The following is a 16,824-nucleotide window of genomic DNA, read 5'->3' on the forward strand; positions in this document are numbered from 1 at the left end:
CCGTACCACCTCAGGCCACCAGGCCCTGGCGGTAGGCGTAGACGACGGCCTGGACGCGGTCGCGGAGTCCGAGTTTGGTGAGGATGCGTGACACGAAGGTCTTGACGGTTTCCCGGCTGATCACCAGGGCCGCGGCGATTTCGCTGTTGGAGAGGCCGTCCGCGATGAGGCGGAGGACCTCCAGTTCGCGTGGGGTCAGCGGAATGTCGTGCGGGGCGTCGCCGGCGGGACGGATACGCGTGGCGTACTTGCCCACGAGTTGGCGTGTCACCTCAGGGTCCAGCAGCGCAGCTCCCATGGCAACGGTCCGGATTCCCTGGAGCAGTTGGATCGGAGGCGCGTCCTTGAGCAGGAACCCGCTGGCCCCCGCGCGCAGTGCCTCGTAGACGTACTCGTCCAGGTTGAACGTGGTCACCACGAGCACCTTGACGGGCTGCTGCACCCCGGCACCCGCCAGCAGGCGGGTCGCCTCAATGCCGTCGAGCACCGGCATGCGTATGTCCATCACCACGACGTCCGGGCGCAGCCGCCCGCGAGCTCGACCGCGGTCCGTCCGTCCCCGCACTCGCCTGCCACCTCGAGGTCGGGCTGGGCGCCGATGATCGTCGCCAGCCCGGTGCGTATGAGAATCTGGTCGTCGCAGACCAGGACCCGGATCGGCGCGGTCACGAAGGGCTCCCTGCGGGTATACGCGCCCGTACGACGAAGCCGCCGCCCTCCCGCCGGCCCGCGCTGAAGTCGCCGCCCAGGACGTCGACCCGCTCGCGGAGACCGGCAAGGCCACGCCCGCTCCCGCCGGGGACCGGGGCCGGCGAGCCGGAACCGTCCGTGACGACCTCCACGGTGATCTCGTTCTCGCCGTGGTGCACCTGGACCGAAATGCGGCTGCCGTGGGCGTACTTGAGGGCGTTGGTCAGGGATTCCTGCACGCCCCGGTAGGCCACGAGTTCGGCGCTTCCTGTCGACTCCGCCGGCGTGCCCTTCTCGGTGAACTTCACCTGCTGCCCGGCCCGGCGGGTCTGTTCCACGATCGTGAGGACACTGCCGACGTGCGGCGTCCTGGCTTCGGTGCCGTGGTCGGGATTGAGTAGGTCGAGCAGATGCCGCAGGTCGGTGATGGCCCGCCGGCCGGTGTCGCCGACCGTGGCCTATGTCTGGTCGAGGCGCTCGGGTGCGGCGGTCAGATAGCGGGCTGCCTCGACCTGCACGACCATCGCCGTCACGTGGTGGGACACGACGTCGTGGAGCTCGCGGGCGATGCGGGTGCGTTCGGCGACCCGGGCTTCCTCGGCGTCCCGCCAGCGGCGCTCGGCCGCGGTGGTACGGGTGGCGCGCAGCCATGCCCCGGCGCCCCAGGCGCCGGCCAGCACCAGATAGAACGTCGCGAACTCGCCCGGTGGCTCCCCGGAACCGAGCCGGAGCAGTGCGACCGCCAGTGACACGTACGCCGCGGTGAGGAGCAGCACGGTGGCGCGCCGGTGCCGTGCCAGATGGGATCCCGCGCTCAGCAGGGCGACGAGCAGCGCGGCGCCCGCGAGCAGGTGGTACCCCCGGAGTTGGTCGACTAAGAAGCCGAGCGACACCAAGGCGAGACAGACGACCGGCCACCGCCTGCGCACGGCGAGCGGAAGGCATTCGAGGGCGAGCGCCACGGCGGCCAGGGCATCGAAGGAGTGGGTCGGCATACCCCCGAGCTGTGACCCGTGCCTGTCGAACCACGGCAGCAGCGACCCGCCGAGGAGAAGCAGCCCGAGCGGAAGATCGCGGACCGTGACGTCGAGTCGGCCCCACAGCTCCCGGACTTTCCGCAGATCGGTCACTGGGGGAGTGTAGCGGCGGCCTCGCCCCGGCCGACGCGCCGACGACGGGGCACCACATGTCCGCGCCGGTGGGCCAGCCACATGAACACGATCGTCAACAGCACGCCCCACACCACCGAGTACACGCTGCCCTCCGGGCCGAAGTCGCCCCCGGTGATCAGCTGCGGGCCGGAGATCTCAAAGTCCAGCAGCCCTTGCTGGGTGTCGGTGCCCGAGATCCCGGCGCTGAAGATGCCGGACTCGGCGAAGTTCCAGCCGAAGTGCAGCCCGATCGGCAGCCACAGCTTGCGCGTTGCCACATACGCGGCGGCGAGCATGCCGCCGGCCTCGATGGCGATGGCGATGGCACCCCACAGAGTGGCGTCCGGGTTGACCAGGTGCAACAGACCGAACAGCAGACCGGTCAGCGCCAGCGCGATCCAGCTGCCGGCGCGTTCTTCGATGATCCGGAACAGGATCCCGCGGAACAACAGTTCCTCCGACACGGCGGCAGCGGTCATCACGCCGAACAGTGTTACCGCGCCCGTCACCGAACCCAGGCCGTCGAGCTTGTACTCCGCGGCCGAGGCAATGTTCACGATCACGACCCCGAACAACGCGAGGCCGATCAGTACCCCCCGCGCCCCCGCTCCCACGGCACCCTTCCGGGCCAACTCCGTGACCGGCCGCCGTTCGGTCCGCCCCACCACCCACCTGTAAACCAGCACGCCGAGCACGGCTGTCAGGGCGCCGAGGCCAAGGCTGAGCCACGGATTCCCCTGCGCCGCGGCAACAGCCTGGTTGCCGATCAGGGCTATGGCCAAGACGGCCACGAGCTGCCAGACGATTCTCATGAGGCTCCTTCACCGGATCCGCGGCAGGAGCGCCGCGGCTGTGCCCACGTTAGGGATCCAGCCGCACGTAATCGTCACCCCAGGGAGGACAGCTGCACGTAGCTCGCACGGGGGACACGGCCCTCTCAGGCCGGCCCTGGACGGCATGCCGGCAGTCGCCTGGCGGGTGGGGTGGTCGGCGATCCATACTGCTCGGCACCATGCTCCCACCCGCCGACCTGGCGCAACGGGTGCACCGGAGCTGGATCCGCTTCGCCGCCACCGGCGACCCCGGATGGCCCTCCCGTAAACCCGGTCACCCCCGCACCATGCACCTGTGTTGAAGTACACGTACACGTCGTCCTCGTGGGGCCAGGCGTCGGCGATCTATGCGGTGAGTTGCACGATGAGTTCGCGGATGAACTCCGCCAGGGCGGCGAAGACGTGGAAGACGAGCCGTCCGCCGGGGGTGGTGGTGTCGAGGTTCTCGTGCAGCGAGGTGAAGCCGATTCCGCGCTCGCGCAGGCGGTGACCATGTTGATGAGGTCCTGGAGGCTGCGGCCGTAGCGGTCGAGCGAGGGGACGACAAGGGTGTCGCCGGCGTCGAGGAAGGCGTGGCACGCCTTCAGCTCCGGGCGGAGCGTGCTCTTGCCGGACTTCTCGTCCGCGAAGATCTTCCGGCACCCGGCGGCGGTGAGGGCATCGATCTGCCGGTCGAGCTTCTGCCCGCCGCTCGACACCCGTGCGTACCCGATCTTGATCTCGGTGTGCACCAGCGGCTCGGCGACGAGGAGTTCGGGGTGTCCGAATGACTCCGAAAGGTCACTCATGACCCCGGACCATGTCAGAAAACGCTGGTCCCGGGTTCTTGAACGACCCAGGTTTTTGAAGGGTTTCCGGTCCTTTTCGATCTTGAAACGGTGATCTTCGGAAAAGGTTCGTTCTTTGAAGGCGAGGCTCATCGACCCGCATCGTCTTCTTCGTTGGATCCGAGTGTCACGGTAAGGGCGGTTGGCGCGATTCCGGGCCCTCATTGGCACCCCGGGCGAGACTCTGACGGCACGGCCGGCGTCAGCCCGGCGGGTACGCAAGGGCTCATCCCGGCTTCTGATCGACCGCGGCGAGTCGCGCCTCCACCTGGTCCCCCAGTTCGATCAGAAGGTCCATCTGTGCAGGGGTCACGTGGTCGATCAGCACATTGCGTACGTCAGCCAGGTGGAGCGGGGCGGCTGCCTCGACGAGGGTGCGGCCCTGTTCGGTGATGACCACGACTGCCCCTCGCTGGTCGGTCGCGCATCGCTCGCGGCGGATGAGGTCGCGGTTCTGCATGCGGGTCAGATGCTGCGACAGGCGACCCTTCTCCCATTGCAGCACATCCCCGAGTGCGAACGACCTCAGGCGACCCTCGGGTGCCTCGGACAGGTGAGCCAGCACCTGGTAGTCGGCGGCGGACAGCCCGCTGTGGGTGCGCAGCTGCCGCTCGATGTATGCGGACAGGCCAGCCTGCATCTTCATGAGGCTGCGCCAAGCTCGCTGTTCACGCTCGTCCAGCCATCGCGGTTCATCCATGGAGTCCACCTTACCGCTTTGGTTGACATGTGAACCAACCCGTCATAGGGTTTGGTTCACACCTTAACCACATTGCCTGGTGGAGGTCGCCGCCGCCGACAGGAACGCGGCGACGGAGCCGCTCTGCCGTCTCGGCGGCCCTCAGTAATCGACTGGAACGGGAAACACACATGTCTACAGACACCCGCTACGCCATCGTGGGCACCGGAAACATCGGTTCGGCGCTGGCGCGCCTTTTCGCCCGGGCCGGAGTCGAGGTGAGCATCGCCAACACCCGTGGACCGCGCTCGATCAGCGAACTCGCCGCCTCCTGGGGCTCTACGGTTCGGGCCGTGACGCTCACTGAGGCACTGGCGAGCGACGTCATCTTCATGGCCATCCCGTTCGGCGCGGTCGAGACGTTCAGCAACGCCCTGCCCGACTGGAACGGAAAGATCGTCGTCGACACCACCAACGCGCACTACGCGCCCAACGCGGGCGACATCCTCAAGGGCCGGCTCTCCTCGCAGTACGCGGCCGAGGTCCTGCCCGGCGCCCAGATCGTGAAGGCCTTCAACCAGCTTCCCGCCCAGACGCTCGCCGCCGAAGTGCCCTCCGGCCAGGGCAAGCGCGTGGTCTTCGTCTCCAGCGACTCCGACGAGGCCGGCTCCCAGATCGCCGAGCTCGCCCGCACACTCGGCCTGTCGCCCGTGGAACTCGGCAGGATCGACGAAGGCGGACGCCTCATCGAGGCTCCAGGCGCACTGGTGCTCAGGAACTTCACCGAACAGCCGCTCACCTGAGTGGCCGCGTTCTGCCTCCCATGGGCGGCGGCACGGCCGGCCCCAACGAGCCGTCCCGCCTCAGTGTCCGCCGTCACCGGCCACACCGCGGCGGCCAGCTCCCGGCCCGCGGCCAGGTCGCCGCGCCGCAGCGCTCTCCATCGATGAGACCGCACTACAGCAACGCTCATGCGTGAGCAGCGAAACCCGCCGGCACACCCATCCTCCACGGACGCCGGCCCCTCAAAACTGGGGCGGTCCGAGTCACTCTCCAGAAAGGTATGACCCGTGTATGTCTTCGCCGCCGTACTGAGCGTTCTGCTCGCCGTTGTCGGGCTGGCCGCCGGACTACCGAAAGCCCTGCTCAAGGGCAGCATCCCAGCCCAGTTGCAGTCTCCGGGAGGCCTCAGCGCCCCGCTGGTCCGGTTCATCGGGCTGGCCGAGCTGGCCGCAGCCGTAGGGCTCCTCGCCGGTCTCTTCTGGTGGCCCATCGGCGTTGCCGCCGCCCTGGGATTCGCAGTCGTCCTCGTCGGAGCCGTTGGCTTCCACGCCAAGTCCGGCGACTACGCCAACCCCGAGACCCGCGGCCACTCGATAGCACCCGTCATCCTCACCATCATCGCGATCGCTGCCGCCGTCACCCTCGTCCTCGCCTCCTGACAGGGCTGTAAGCCGCGGCGCCGCAGCTCGTCCTCACCCGGCAAAGCCGGCCGCGTGATCGCGAGATCGCCTCTCCACGCGGACCGTCACCGTTCATCCGCATCTGCTTCTCGACCACTGACTAAGGAAAGGAAAAAATGTCGTCTACGCTCACGGAATCAGGCACCGCCACCGAGGCCCAGCATGGGATTCGCCCGCCGGCGCGGATGCACCACAACAACTTCTACACCAGCGACCTGGAAGCGACCCGGCACTTCTACGAGGACATCGCCGGCCTGCCCCTGAGGACGTTCTGGATCGAGCCCGTGCCGGAGGGCCAGGGATCGGAGTTCATCGGCCACGCCTTCTTCGGCCTGGCCGACGGCGGGTTCATGGCGTTCATGAACTACTCCGAGGCGGCCGTGCAGGCCACGATGGTCGGCACCGAGCAGCCAACGAGCGTCCACGTCGCGCTCAAGGTCGACGACCAGCAGCAGCAGGAGATCCGCAAGCGAGTGGAAGCGGACGGCTACGAGCACTTCTACATCGACCACGGGGTCCTGCGCTCGCTATACGTCTTCGACCCGAACCGCCTCCTGGTCGAGTTCGCCGTCGACCCCGACGGCCACGAGGAGATGTACCGCCTCGAGACCGAGCGCGCCCACGAGATGATGCGCAGGTACATCGCCGGAGACCACACCCCCACCACGCCGGCCAAGAGCTAGGCCGCGAGGCACACGCACGACCACAGGGGAGCTTGGAACCGAACTCCCCTCCCGCACAGGCCGACACACCACGCGGCGCGGCTCAAGTGTGAGGTCGCCTCACGCACTCATCGGCGCGTCGCGCGGCGCGGGACCTGTCATCGAACAAGTCCTGGACGGCTGGCATTGCAGCGCGGACGTCCTGTAGCACTGCCTGAACCGTTTCGCTGAATGGAGCGCAACGGTTTCTCACCCGCTGGGCAGGACGGAGTCTCACGCCCATGCCTGACTATGGCCACCCGTTGCAGTTCGGAACGTTCATCTCTCCTACCAACTGCCAGGCATAACGCCGGTCGAGCTGGCGCAGCTCAGTGAGCGGCTCGGCTTACGACTTCGTCACCTTCCAGGATCACTCCTACAACTCCACCTTGCTGGACACCTAGACCCTGCTGAGCTGGGTCGCCGCGCGCACCGAATGAATCGGTGTCCGGCGATGCGCTGGCCCTGCCCCTGCGCCAGCCGTCAATATGCCCTTGATGGACGCCTGGCTCGGACGCATCCCACAAGGACGCCCCGGCCGACCCGAAGAGATCGCCGCAGCGTGCCTCTTCCTCGCCGGCCCCTAAGCCACTTACATCACTGGCACCAGCCTCGTCGTCGATGGCGGCTGGGAAATCACCGGCTACCCCGACCTACGCCGGTTCGCGTGGAACGGACCCGCGCCCGCACGCTGAGGGTGCCGGGACCTCTGTCCATGTTGGATCACAAGCTCAAGCGCGTGCTGACATCGCGACCATCGCTGACAAAAGGAGTATTGAGAAATGCGCATCGGATTCATCGGGGCCGGCCGAGTGACCCAGGTTATGGGCCGTCACCTGCTCAATGCCGGTCACACGATCGCCGTCTGCAACTCGAGAGGGCCCGAGACGCTCGCCGGGTTGATCAAGGAGTTCGGGCCGGGTGCGACCGCGGAAACCAAAGACCAGGTCGTGGAGAGCGACGTCGTGATCATCTCGGCCCGCTGGGGACAGGCCGAAGAAGCACTGCAGGGCGTCGACTGGACCGGACGGATCCTGGTCGACGCGATGAACGCGCACGCCGAGCTCGAGGCTGACATCAGCTTGGCCGGTGTGACCAAGTCGCGTGCCGTGCTGGCCGAGACCCGCTCGACGTCGAGTGAGTTGGTGGCCCAGTGGGCTCCCGGCGCGCGACTGGTGAAGTCGATCAGTAACGTGCCGATGGAGTGGATCGAGGACTTCAGCGCCGACCGGCCGCGCACGGTCCTGTTCGCGTCCGGCGACGACCCGGAGGCGAAGGGCCTGGTCATGGGGATGCTCAGCGGCGCGGGTTTCGCCGCAGTCGATCTGGGGTCGCTCGCCGTCGGCGGCGCGATGCACGAGGTCGGGGCTCCGCTGTCGGGACTCGAGCTGCACCTCATCAAGCGGATGCGCTAGCCGGCCGAGCTAAGCAGTCCCGGACGGACCTGCCGGGTCTTGGCGGCTACCGAATCATCAACCACGCGTTCGATGAGTGTCTCCCAGCGGTGGGCGAGCGCGGCTCGCCATTGAGCCCACACCAACCTGCTCTCCGCTGGTCAACGGAGCTGGTGTGCTGTCTCGGTGAGGTGCTCGCGCTGGTCCGGCGGGAGATCGTTAGCCTCGGGCTCTCGTGAGGCGGGTTGTCCGGTGCTTGATCAAATAAGCGGAGAGTGCTTCTGACCTGCAACGATGGGACTTGCCTAGGGTCCTGTTGGCTGCACGGAAAGAAGCACTCTCCAGGTGAGTAAGCGTATCGAGTTGTACCCGCGTGTCCGCGTCGAGGGCGGTGGCAGCGGGGCAGTCTCGCAGGCCGGCGCGGTGCTGCTGGTCGAGACGGTCCGCAAGTCCGGTCTGGACACCGCGATATCGGCGGCACTGGCGCCGTGGCGCAAGCCACGGGCGGTGCATGATCCGGGCAAGGTCCTGCTGGATGTCGCGCTTGGAGTCGCTCTGGGCGGGGACTGCCTCGCCGATGTCGCCACGCTGCGGGGCGAACCGGCCGTGTTCGGGCCGGTGGCATCGGACCCGACGGTTTCACGGCTCATTGACGCCCTTGCCGCACGCCGACCGAAGGCGCTCACCGCGATCCGGTCGGCGCGGGCCGAAACACGCTCGCATGTCTGGGAACTGGCCAGGGCGAACGCTCCCGCCGTCGACGGCTCGGTCATCGTGGACATCGACGGCGTGCTCGTCCTTGCGCACTCCGAGAAGCAGGACGCCACCGCGACCTGGAAGAAGACCTTCGGCCACCACCCGCTCGTCGCGTTCGTCGACCACGGCCAGGCCGGGTCCGGAGAACCGGTGGCCGCGCTGCTGCGGCCCGGCAACGCAGGCTCCAACACCGCGAGCGACCACATCGAGACAGCTCAACTCGCCCTGGCCCAATTGCCCAGACCCCTGCGACGGGGCCGTCAGACACTGATCCGCACCGATTCCGCCGGCGGCACCCATGCCTTCCTCGACTGGCTCTCCCGCCGGGGCCGGTGGCTGTCGTATTCCGTCGGAATGACCATCAGCGACGCCATCCACCAAGCCGTCCTGAAGATCCCCAAGGAGGCATGGACACCGGCCTACGACGCCGGCGGCGCTGAGCGGCCCGGCGCCTGGGTCGCGGAGATCACCGACATGCCCGACCTCTCCTCCTGGCCGAAGGGCATGCGGCTGATCGTACGCAAGGAACGCCCGCACCCCGGCGCCCAGTTGCGATTCACCGACCTCGACGGACTGCGGCTGACCTGCTTTGCGACGAACACCAAGGGCGGCCAGCTCGCCGACCTCGAACTGCGTCACCGACGGCGGGCCCGCTGCGAGGACCGCATCCGAAACGCCCGCGACACCGGCCTGCGCAACCTGCCCCTGCACGACACCGCCCAGAACCAGATCTGGCTGGAGATCGCCCAGATCGCACTCGATCTCCTCGCCTGGCTGCCGATGCTCGCCCTGACTGCAGAAACCCGCCGCTGGGAGCCCAAACGGCTTCGCCTGCGGCTGTTCTCTGCCGCCGCTCAGCTGATCACCACCGGCCGCCGCCGCTGGCTCCGCTTCACCGCCCGATGGCCCTGGACGGATGTGATCACACGCGCGATCCAACGACTCGCAGCCCTGCCGAACCCCGGCTGACCAACCACACCGACCGCCTCAACGACCCGCACCACCACACCGGGAAAGTGGAACCCGGCGTCCAACCGACGCGACAGCCGGACCACCAGCCTCCCCCCGCCCCGAAAAGACCGCACCTCGCAAGCACGAGGCCCCCGCCAGCGAACCGACGAGGACTCATGAACGATCGAGGCTAGGCCGATTGCGTGAGGGGAATCATTCTCAGACAGTCGCACCGCGGGATGAATATCTGACATGCGGCTTGCCACCCCCTGGCGACGCACCCGGCTGAACCGGGCCGGATCAGGGGGGCCACAAGGAACTTCCCCGTTCCAGTCCCTCACTCCGGCCGATCGTCATGCCGTGGGTCCAGGCAGACCGGTTGGGGCGACGAGGGAGCGTGATCTTGCCGAAGAGGTCCCTCCCGAGTCCGTCACGAATCAGCGTGTCGATGGCGTTGGCACGCGGGACGTGCACGAAAGGTCGCCACGGGTGGATCCGGTCGTTGAACCACGGCGTCCGCCAGTCGGTTGTCGTTCTGATGAATTCCTTTGCGAATTGAGCTTCTCGGGCTTCCGGATAGCTGTCCTCGTTTTCCAGACAGCCGTCCAGGCACACGTCCACATAGGACTGAACGATCGGGAATTCCTCGTTCGGATAGCGTTTGGTGACGTTGGCGAAATACCACACGGAACCGGCGGGAGGGCCTTTGCTGCCATCCAGTACGGAGATGTCGCCCGCGGGGATACGTGTCAGCCGGTAACCGGATTCACGGCGTGTGAAGCCTTCGAGTTCCTGCTGGGTGACGGCGAAGAGGACACCAGTGCATCTGGCGCCCTTCTCGGGGACGGCCCCCAGATACGTGGGGCCCCAACTGACGGTGCCCACCCGGTCGTACCAGCCGCGGCTGATACCCCGGACCTCCACGGGTACGGCTTCCTCCGCCTTGGGCCACGTCGAGGTCCGTGATGCCCGCTGGATCAGGGACCCGTACCCGAAGATGTAGGTGCGCCCCGTAAGCGATGGCGAAGGTGCAGGGTTACCCGTCGATTGGGGCGTCGGGGGGCCGGCGCCCACGATCGCACTGCTTCCCCCGAGTGCGATCATCCCTCCCAGTCGAATCGCGGTGCGCCGCTCGATGGTGCACTCAGGCTTCATTCGCCCTCCAGGCCGCAGGCTTCGGGAGAGGGGTCTTTTCGGAGTCCGGCTCGACCTGCGTACGCCATCATCACGTTCGCCACCGAGTGGAAGCGATACGACACGCGCGCGGCCGTTCGGAGGGCGCCGGGCGGGAAGCGCTCGACCGCGATCGACGTGTACCTGTACGCGGCGCGCCGCCACGTCGGGAGTCGCTCGTCAGTCCCGGCGGACGGCAAATGAATAAAGGCAAGGAGATCTCTCTCCCTGCCACTCTCAACTTATAGCGCAATGGGGGGCTTGCGGCAAGGCCCGGGTGGTGGCGCAGAATCGTCGGCCGAGGCCACAACCTGCGGAAAGAAGGGCACTACGTGCGTGTGTTGTCGACGCGTGGGGGACGCGGTGACGTCGAATCAGTTGTCGGACCGGCAGTGTGGGCGCGGGCTCCTGGGGCGATGGTGCGGGTGTGCGCGCCGCCCGGCTCGTCGGAGGAAGGGCGACGAGAGATGACGACGTGCTCGACGAGGGGTTCGACAGAACTGGAGGTGCCGGTGATGCGATCGGCCGCTCCAGTGCAAGGGAGCACGGCTGTCTCGGAGGCATCACGATGATCGACCAATACGTTCTGGATCTTCAAGAGGTCGACGAGAAGCAGGTCGCGGTCGTCGGCGGCAAGGGCGCGCACCTGGGCGGGCTGTCGCGGATCGAAGGCATCCGCGTGCCCGGGGGCTTCTGCGTGACGACGGACGCCTTCCGGCGGATCATGGCGGAAGAGCCGTCGGTCGACAATCAGCTCGACCAGCTGTCGCGCTTGGACCCGGACGACCTGGACGGGATCCGCAGGCTCAGCGCGCAGATTCGCCGGACCATCGAAGAGGTTGCTGTCCCAGGCGATCTCGCGGCGGCGATCACCGGCGCCCTCGCCCGGCTCGACGAGCGGGCCGCGTACGCCGTCCGATCCAGCGCGACGGCGGAGGACCTGCCGACGGCCTCCTTCGCCGGCCAGCAGGACACGTACCTGAACGTCGTGGGGCCGAAGGCGATCCTGCAGCACATCAGCCGGTGCTGGGCCTCGCTGTTCACCGAGCGGGCCGTGATCTACCGCCGCCGCAACGGCATCGACCACCGTACGGTCCACATGGCCGTGGTCGTGCAGCAGATGGCCTTCCCGAATGCGTCCGGCATCCTGTTCACGGCCGACCCCGTCACGGGCAACCGGAAGGTCGCCACCGTGGACGCAGGCTTCGGCCTCGGCGAGGCCCTGGTCTCCGGCCTGGTGAACCCGGACGTCTTCAAGGTGCGGCACGGCGAAATCGTCGCCAAGGGGATCGCCGCCAAACAGCGGGCCGTTCACGCCCTCCCGGACGGCGGTACGCAGGAAGTCGCGATCGACTCGCAGCAGCAGGAGCAACCTGCGCTGACGGATGCGCAGGTCGTACGGCTCGTACAGCTCGGGCGGCGCATCGAAGCGCACTTCGGCCGCCCGCAGGACATCGAATGGTGTCTGGTCGACGACGGCTTCCAGATCGTTCAGAGCCGGCCGATCACGACGCTGTTCCCCGTTCCCGAGGCCGCCGACCAGGAGAATCACGTCTACGTCTCCGTCGGTCACGGACAGATGATGACCGACCCCATGAAACCCCTGGGGTTCTCCATGTGGCAGCTGACGGCCATGGTGCAGATGCACGAGGCGGGCGGCAGACTGTTCGTCGACGTCACCCGGCGGCTGGCCTCGCCCACGAGCCGCGCCGCCCTCCTGGATGCCATAGGGAGAGGCGATCCGCTGATCAGGGACGCTCTGGAGACCGTCCTCGACCATGACGGCTTCGTCCCGTCGCTCCCGGACGCGAGTCCCGGTGGACCGCCGGCCGGAGGTGCGTCCGCCCCGATCGAGACCGATCCGGCCATCGTCACCGGGCTGATCGAACGCAGCCGGGCGTCCGTCGCCGCCCTGGAGCGCGACATCCGGACGAAGACCGGACCGGCGCTGTTCGACTTCCTGTTGGCGGCCTTCGAGGAGCACAAGCGGGTCCTCGGTGATCCGCTGAGCATGCAGGCGATCATGGCGGGGATGGACGCCACGTGGTGGCTCAACGACAAGCTGCAGGAGTGGCTGGGCGAGAAGAACGCGGCTGACACGCTGACGCTGTCCGCCCCCGACAACATCACCTCGGAGATGGGACTGGCGCTGCTCGACGTCGCGGACGTGATCCGCCCGCACCCGGAGGTCGTGGCGTTCCTGCAAGGTGTCGAGGACGAGGACTTCCTGGACGAATTGGCGAAGCTCTCGGGCGGGGCAGAGGCGCGCGACGCCATCGAGTCCTACCTCGACCGGTACGGCATGCGCTGCGTCGGCGAGATCGACATCACGAGGCCGCGTTGGCGTGAGCGCCCCACCACACTCGTGCCCGTGATCCTCGACAACGTCAGGATCTTCGAGCCGGGGGCCGCCGAGCGGCGCTTCGAGCAAGGGCGGCAGAAGGCGCAGGAGAAGGAACAGGACGTGCTGTCACGCCTGCGTGCCCTGCCGGACGGGGATCGGAAGGCCGACGAGACCAAGCGGATGATCGACCGGGTCCGCACCTTCATCGGATACCGGGAGTACCCGAAGTACGGCATCGTCAGCCGCTTCTTCGTCTACAAGCAGGCCCTGATGCGGGAGGCCGAGCGTCTTGTGCAGGCGGGCGTGCTTTCCGAGAAGGAGGACATCTTCTCTCTCACGTTCCAGGAACTCCACGACGTCGTGCGCTCGAACCAGGTGGACGAACAGCTCATCCAGCAGCGCAAGGAAGCGTTCCAGTCGTACCACGCGCTCACACCGCCCCGGGTGCTCACATCGGACGGCGAGGCGGTCACCGGGGCGTACCGGCGCGATGACGTGCCGGAGGGCGCCTTGGTCGGCCTGCCTGTTTCCGCCGGGACCGTCGAGGGGCGAGCCCGCGTCATCCTGGACATGGCGGAGGCCGATCTCGAGGCGGGCGACATCCTGGTCACGACCTTCACGGACCCCAGCTGGTCGCCGCTGTTCGTCGGAATCGCGGGCCTGGTGACGGAGGTGGGGGGCCTGATGACGCATGGCGCGGTGATCGCCCGGGAGTACGGCTTGCCGGCCGTCGTGGGCGTGGAGCGGGCCACCCGGCTGATCCGGGACGGGCAGCGGATCCGCGTGCACGGAACCGACGGGTACATCGAGATCCTGCCCTGACCGACGCTGCCCCTGCCCCGTACACGGCCTCATCACGTCCTGTACGAGGCAGGGGCAGAGGCACTTCCTGCATTCTCGATCACCGACCGGACAGCGTTCCTCGACCCGCCCGGATGTACGCGCCGCCCACCGCGCGGGCACCGCGGACCGGCTCGGCCTTGTCCCCCGGGCGTCACTGGCGGCCCACGACTCAACAGGCGACATCCGGCACCTCCGGTGGCAAGATCAGCGCAACTCACCGACGAGGTGGGTTCGTTGGCCGACCGCACTTTGGAGATGTCGTGTCCGATCGTTCCGTGCTGCCCTTTCTAGCCACCGCAACCGTCACCGCCACCGCCGTTGCCGTACTCACGGGCTGCACGAGCACAAAGCCCTCGGCGTCAGGTGGCACAGAACTGGAGTTGGTGAACTCCGGCAAGCTCACGACCTGCACACATCTGCCGTATGAACCCTTCCAGGTACGCAAGGGCAACGCCATCGTCGGCTTCGACGTGGACCTCGTGGATCTGGTCGCCAAGAAGCTCGAACTCACCCAGGAAATCGTGGACACGCCCTTCGAGGGCATCCAGAGCGGCGAGGATCTCAACGCCCGCAAGTGCGACCTGGCCGCGGCGGGCATGACGATCACGCCGGTGCGTGCGAAGAACCTGGACTTCTCTGCCGCCTACTTCGACGCCACACAGGCCCTGGTCGCCAAGAAGGGCTCCTCCTTCACCTCGCTGGCGAGCCTCAAGGGAAAGAAGCTCGGAGTCCAGCAGGGCACCACAGGAGAGACGTACGCGCAGAAGAACGCCCCGGGGGTGACGACCGTACAGTTCGAGGATCTGGCTCTGCTGCTCACGGCCGTGAAGACCGGACAGGTCGACGCCGCGGTGAACGACAACGGCGTGCTCTTCGAATATGTGCGGAAGAACCCGGACACCCAGGTCACCGCTGAGTTCGATACGGGCGAGCAGTACGGCATCGGGGTGCGTACCGGAAATGATGCCTTGCGCAAGGAGATCGACGCGGCGATCAGTAAGGCCAAGTCCGACGGAAGTTATGACCGCATCTACAAGAAGTGGTTCCCCGCCGCTCCCAAGAACTGAGGAATCCACTACTGATGTCCATATCCCGCCGCCAACGGACGCGCGTCATCCGGGGTGTTCAGTACGCTGTCCTCGCCGCCGTCCTGCTCGTAGTCGCCCTGGCCGCCGACTGGGGCGAGATCAGACGGGCGTTCTTCGATGTGGGCGTGGCCAAGGCGCAGTTCCCCGACATCATCACCACCGCCCTGGTCAACACCGTCATCTACACTCTGCTCGGCTTCAGCTTCGGGCTGACCATGGGGCTCCTCCTCGCACTGATGAGGCTGTCGCGCGTACCTCCGTACCGCTGGCTGGCCATTGCCTATATCGAGTTCTTCCGCGGGGTTCCCGCCCTGCTGGTCTTCATCGCCCTCGGATTCGGCGTCCCGCTCGCCTTCCAGGTGGCGCTCAACCAGTATGTGACTGTGATGCTGGCGCTGGGTCTCGTCGGCGCCGCCTATATGGCGGAGACAATACGGGCCGGAATCCAGGCGGTCCCCAAGGGGCAGATGGAAGCGGCGCGTTCGCTCGGAATGTCGCAGGGCCGGGCCATGGTGTCCATCATCATTCCGCAGGCCCTGCGCATCGTTCTGCCACCGCTCACCAATGAACTGATCCTGCTGACCAAAGACTCGTCCCTGGTGTATTTGCTGGGCCTGTCACTCGCCCAGTACGAGTTGGCCAAGTTCGGCCGGGATGCCCTGAACCAGAATCGCAGCCTGACCCCGATCCTCATCGCCGGGCTCTGCTATCTGATCATTACCCTGCCGCTCGGCCATCTGGTCCGGCGGCTCGAAGCGCGTACGGCGAAGGCGAGGTGAACGCGATGAAGGCGGCTCCTGCGGCGGACGGCGCGGCGGCGGTGAACACACCGGCGATCGAGGTGCGGGGCCTGCACAAGTCGTTCGGGACGCTGGACGTGCTCGCGGGCATCGACTTCACGGTCGCCCGGGGCGAGGTGGTGTGCGTCATCGGCCCGTCCGGCTCGGGCAAGTCCACGCTGCTCCGGTGCGTGAACCTGCTGGAGGAGCCGACCTCGGGGACGGTCTTGGTGGCCGGCGCCGAAGTCACCGACCCGGATGTGGACATCGACAGGGTGCGTCGGCGGATCGGCATGGTCTTCCAGTCGTTCAACCTCTTCCCGCACCTCACGGTGCTGGAAAACCTGACGCTCCCTCAGCGGCGGGTGCTCGGGCGCGACAAGGCGGAGGCGGCACGGATCGCCCGCGAGCGGCTGGCCCGGGTGGGCCTGACCGACAAGGAGTCCACCTATCCGGCACAGCTGTCCGGCGGTCAGCAGCAGCGGGTGGCCATCGCGCGGGCGCTGGCCATGGACCCGGAACTGATGCTCTTCGACGAGCCGACCTCCGCCCTGGACCCGGAACTGGTGGGGGACGTCCTCGCCGTGATGCGGTCCCTGGCCGACGAGGGAATGACGATGCTCGTCGTCACCCATGAGATGAGTTTCGCCCAGGAGGTGGCGGACCGCGTCGTCTTCATGGACGGCGGGGTCATCGTCGAGGAGGGCACTCCGGCGCGGGTGATCGGCGCACCGAGTCATGCCCGTACCCGGTCCTTCCTCGCGCGCCTGCTGACCCCGGCCACCGCGGGCCTGAGCGAGGATCCGGCCGCGGAATCCGGCGGGCCCGGGAATCAGTCCGGCCGGCTCTAGAGCAACGCGCCCGAGGAGGACAAACGGGTTCCTGTCCTCCTCGGGCTCTGCGCACACCGTCTCGGCAGCCGTCGGCCTGCGGTCAGGGGTCCACCCGGCAGGTCACGTAGTGTCGAATTCAGCCCAGCGCCCGGTCAAGGTTGAAGGCCGCACTGATCAGCGCCAGATGCGTGAACCCTTGCGGGAAGTTGCCCTTCTGTTCGCCCGTGTGGCCGATCTCCTCCGCGTACAGGCCGAGATGGTTGGCGTAGGTGAGCATCTTCTCGAAGGCCAGCTGGGCATCTTCCCGGCGCCCGGCACG

Annotated in this window: 13 protein-coding genes and 3 pseudogenes; 9 read left to right on the top strand and 7 right to left on the bottom strand. The window is 67.4% G+C overall.

All coding sequences use genetic code 11. The features are described from left to right. Positions 1-10: 10 nt before the first annotated feature. The 5 genes and pseudogenes from ACFWBQ_RS13075 to ACFWBQ_RS13095 form a co-directional block, all read right to left on the bottom strand. Positions 11-669: pseudogene (locus tag ACFWBQ_RS13075) on the bottom strand (response regulator). Continuing rightward, a pseudogene (locus ACFWBQ_RS13080) lies at positions 666-1,820 on the bottom strand (sensor histidine kinase). Before ACFWBQ_RS13080 ends, ACFWBQ_RS13075 begins: the two co-directional pseudogenes overlap by 4 nt. Then, the gene (locus tag ACFWBQ_RS13085; RefSeq protein ID WP_385487144.1) at positions 1,817-2,653 is read right to left on the bottom strand and encodes a CPBP family intramembrane glutamic endopeptidase; all 837 of its coding nucleotides are present in this window, start codon (positions 2,651-2,653) and stop codon (positions 1,817-1,819) included. Before ACFWBQ_RS13085 ends, ACFWBQ_RS13080 begins: the two are co-directional and overlap by 4 nt. 366 nt (positions 2,654-3,019) lie before the next feature. Continuing rightward, positions 3,020-3,666, bottom strand: a pseudogene (locus ACFWBQ_RS13090) (recombinase family protein). Positions 3,667-3,727: 61 nt separating this feature from the next. Next, positions 3,728-4,201, bottom strand: a complete 474-nt coding sequence (locus tag ACFWBQ_RS13095; RefSeq protein WP_385487146.1) for a MarR family winged helix-turn-helix transcriptional regulator — start codon at positions 4,199-4,201, stop codon at positions 3,728-3,730. A gap of 29 nt (positions 4,202-4,230) precedes the next feature. On the opposite strand from ACFWBQ_RS13095, the gene ACFWBQ_RS13100 reads away from it, so the two are divergent. The 5 genes from ACFWBQ_RS13100 to ACFWBQ_RS13120 all read left to right on the top strand — a co-directional run bounded on the left by ACFWBQ_RS13100 (position 4,231) and on the right by ACFWBQ_RS13120 (position 9,463). Further along, on the top strand, positions 4,231-4,983 hold the full coding sequence (locus tag ACFWBQ_RS13100) for an NADPH-dependent F420 reductase (protein ID WP_385487148.1): 753 nt from the start codon (positions 4,231-4,233) through the stop codon (positions 4,981-4,983). A 267-nt stretch (positions 4,984-5,250) separates the two neighbouring features. Next, on the top strand, positions 5,251-5,622 hold the full coding sequence (locus ACFWBQ_RS13105; protein ID WP_385487150.1) for a DoxX family protein: 372 nt from the start codon (positions 5,251-5,253) through the stop codon (positions 5,620-5,622). 137 nt (positions 5,623-5,759) lie between these two features. After that, positions 5,760-6,326, top strand: coding sequence for a VOC family protein (locus tag ACFWBQ_RS13110; RefSeq protein WP_385487152.1), 567 nt, complete (start codon positions 5,760-5,762; stop codon positions 6,324-6,326). Positions 6,327-7,126: 800 nt separating this feature from the next. After that, positions 7,127-7,759 (top strand): NADPH-dependent F420 reductase, encoded by a 633-nt coding sequence (locus ACFWBQ_RS13115; RefSeq protein WP_385487154.1) that lies wholly within the window; start codon positions 7,127-7,129, stop codon positions 7,757-7,759. A gap of 324 nt (positions 7,760-8,083) precedes the next feature. Then, on the top strand, positions 8,084-9,463 hold the full coding sequence (locus tag ACFWBQ_RS13120; RefSeq protein WP_385487156.1) for an IS1380 family transposase: 1,380 nt from the start codon (positions 8,084-8,086) through the stop codon (positions 9,461-9,463). 282 nt (positions 9,464-9,745) lie between these two features. On the opposite strand, the gene ACFWBQ_RS13125 is transcribed toward ACFWBQ_RS13120, so the two are convergent. Continuing rightward, positions 9,746-10,330 carry a hypothetical protein gene (locus tag ACFWBQ_RS13125; RefSeq protein WP_385487158.1) on the bottom strand — a complete coding sequence of 195 codons (585 nt, stop codon included), beginning with the start codon at positions 10,328-10,330 and terminating at the stop codon, positions 9,746-9,748. An 856-nt stretch (positions 10,331-11,186) separates the two neighbouring features. Between ACFWBQ_RS13125 and rph the strand changes: the two genes are divergently transcribed. The 4 genes from rph to ACFWBQ_RS13145 all read left to right on the top strand — a co-directional run bounded on the left by rph (position 11,187) and on the right by ACFWBQ_RS13145 (position 16,523). Beyond that, the gene (gene rph / locus ACFWBQ_RS13130; RefSeq protein ID WP_385487160.1) at positions 11,187-13,784 is read left to right on the top strand and encodes a rifamycin-inactivating phosphotransferase; all 2,598 of its coding nucleotides are present in this window, start codon (positions 11,187-11,189) and stop codon (positions 13,782-13,784) included. Between the two features lie 281 nt (positions 13,785-14,065). Then, on the top strand, positions 14,066-14,872 hold the full coding sequence (locus ACFWBQ_RS13135; protein WP_385487162.1) for an ABC transporter substrate-binding protein: 807 nt from the start codon (positions 14,066-14,068) through the stop codon (positions 14,870-14,872). A 14-nt stretch (positions 14,873-14,886) separates the two neighbouring features. Next, entirely contained in the window at positions 14,887-15,672 is a 786-nt protein-coding gene (locus ACFWBQ_RS13140) for an amino acid ABC transporter permease (RefSeq protein WP_385487164.1), read from the top strand. A gap of 5 nt (positions 15,673-15,677) precedes the next feature. Next, positions 15,678-16,523: an amino acid ABC transporter ATP-binding protein gene (locus ACFWBQ_RS13145; protein WP_385487167.1), complete on the top strand. Its 846-nt coding sequence runs from the start codon at positions 15,678-15,680 to the stop codon at positions 16,521-16,523. A 118-nt stretch (positions 16,524-16,641) separates the two neighbouring features. Here ACFWBQ_RS13145 and ACFWBQ_RS13150 read toward each other — a convergent pair. Next, the coding region (locus tag ACFWBQ_RS13150) for a glycoside hydrolase family 15 protein (protein WP_385487169.1) at positions 16,642-16,824 on the bottom strand (183 nt) is incomplete at its 5' end.

It is taken from the genome of Streptomyces sp. NPDC060035 (genome assembly GCF_042736635.1).
Classification (GTDB): Bacteria; Actinomycetota; Actinomycetes; order Streptomycetales; family Streptomycetaceae; genus Streptomyces.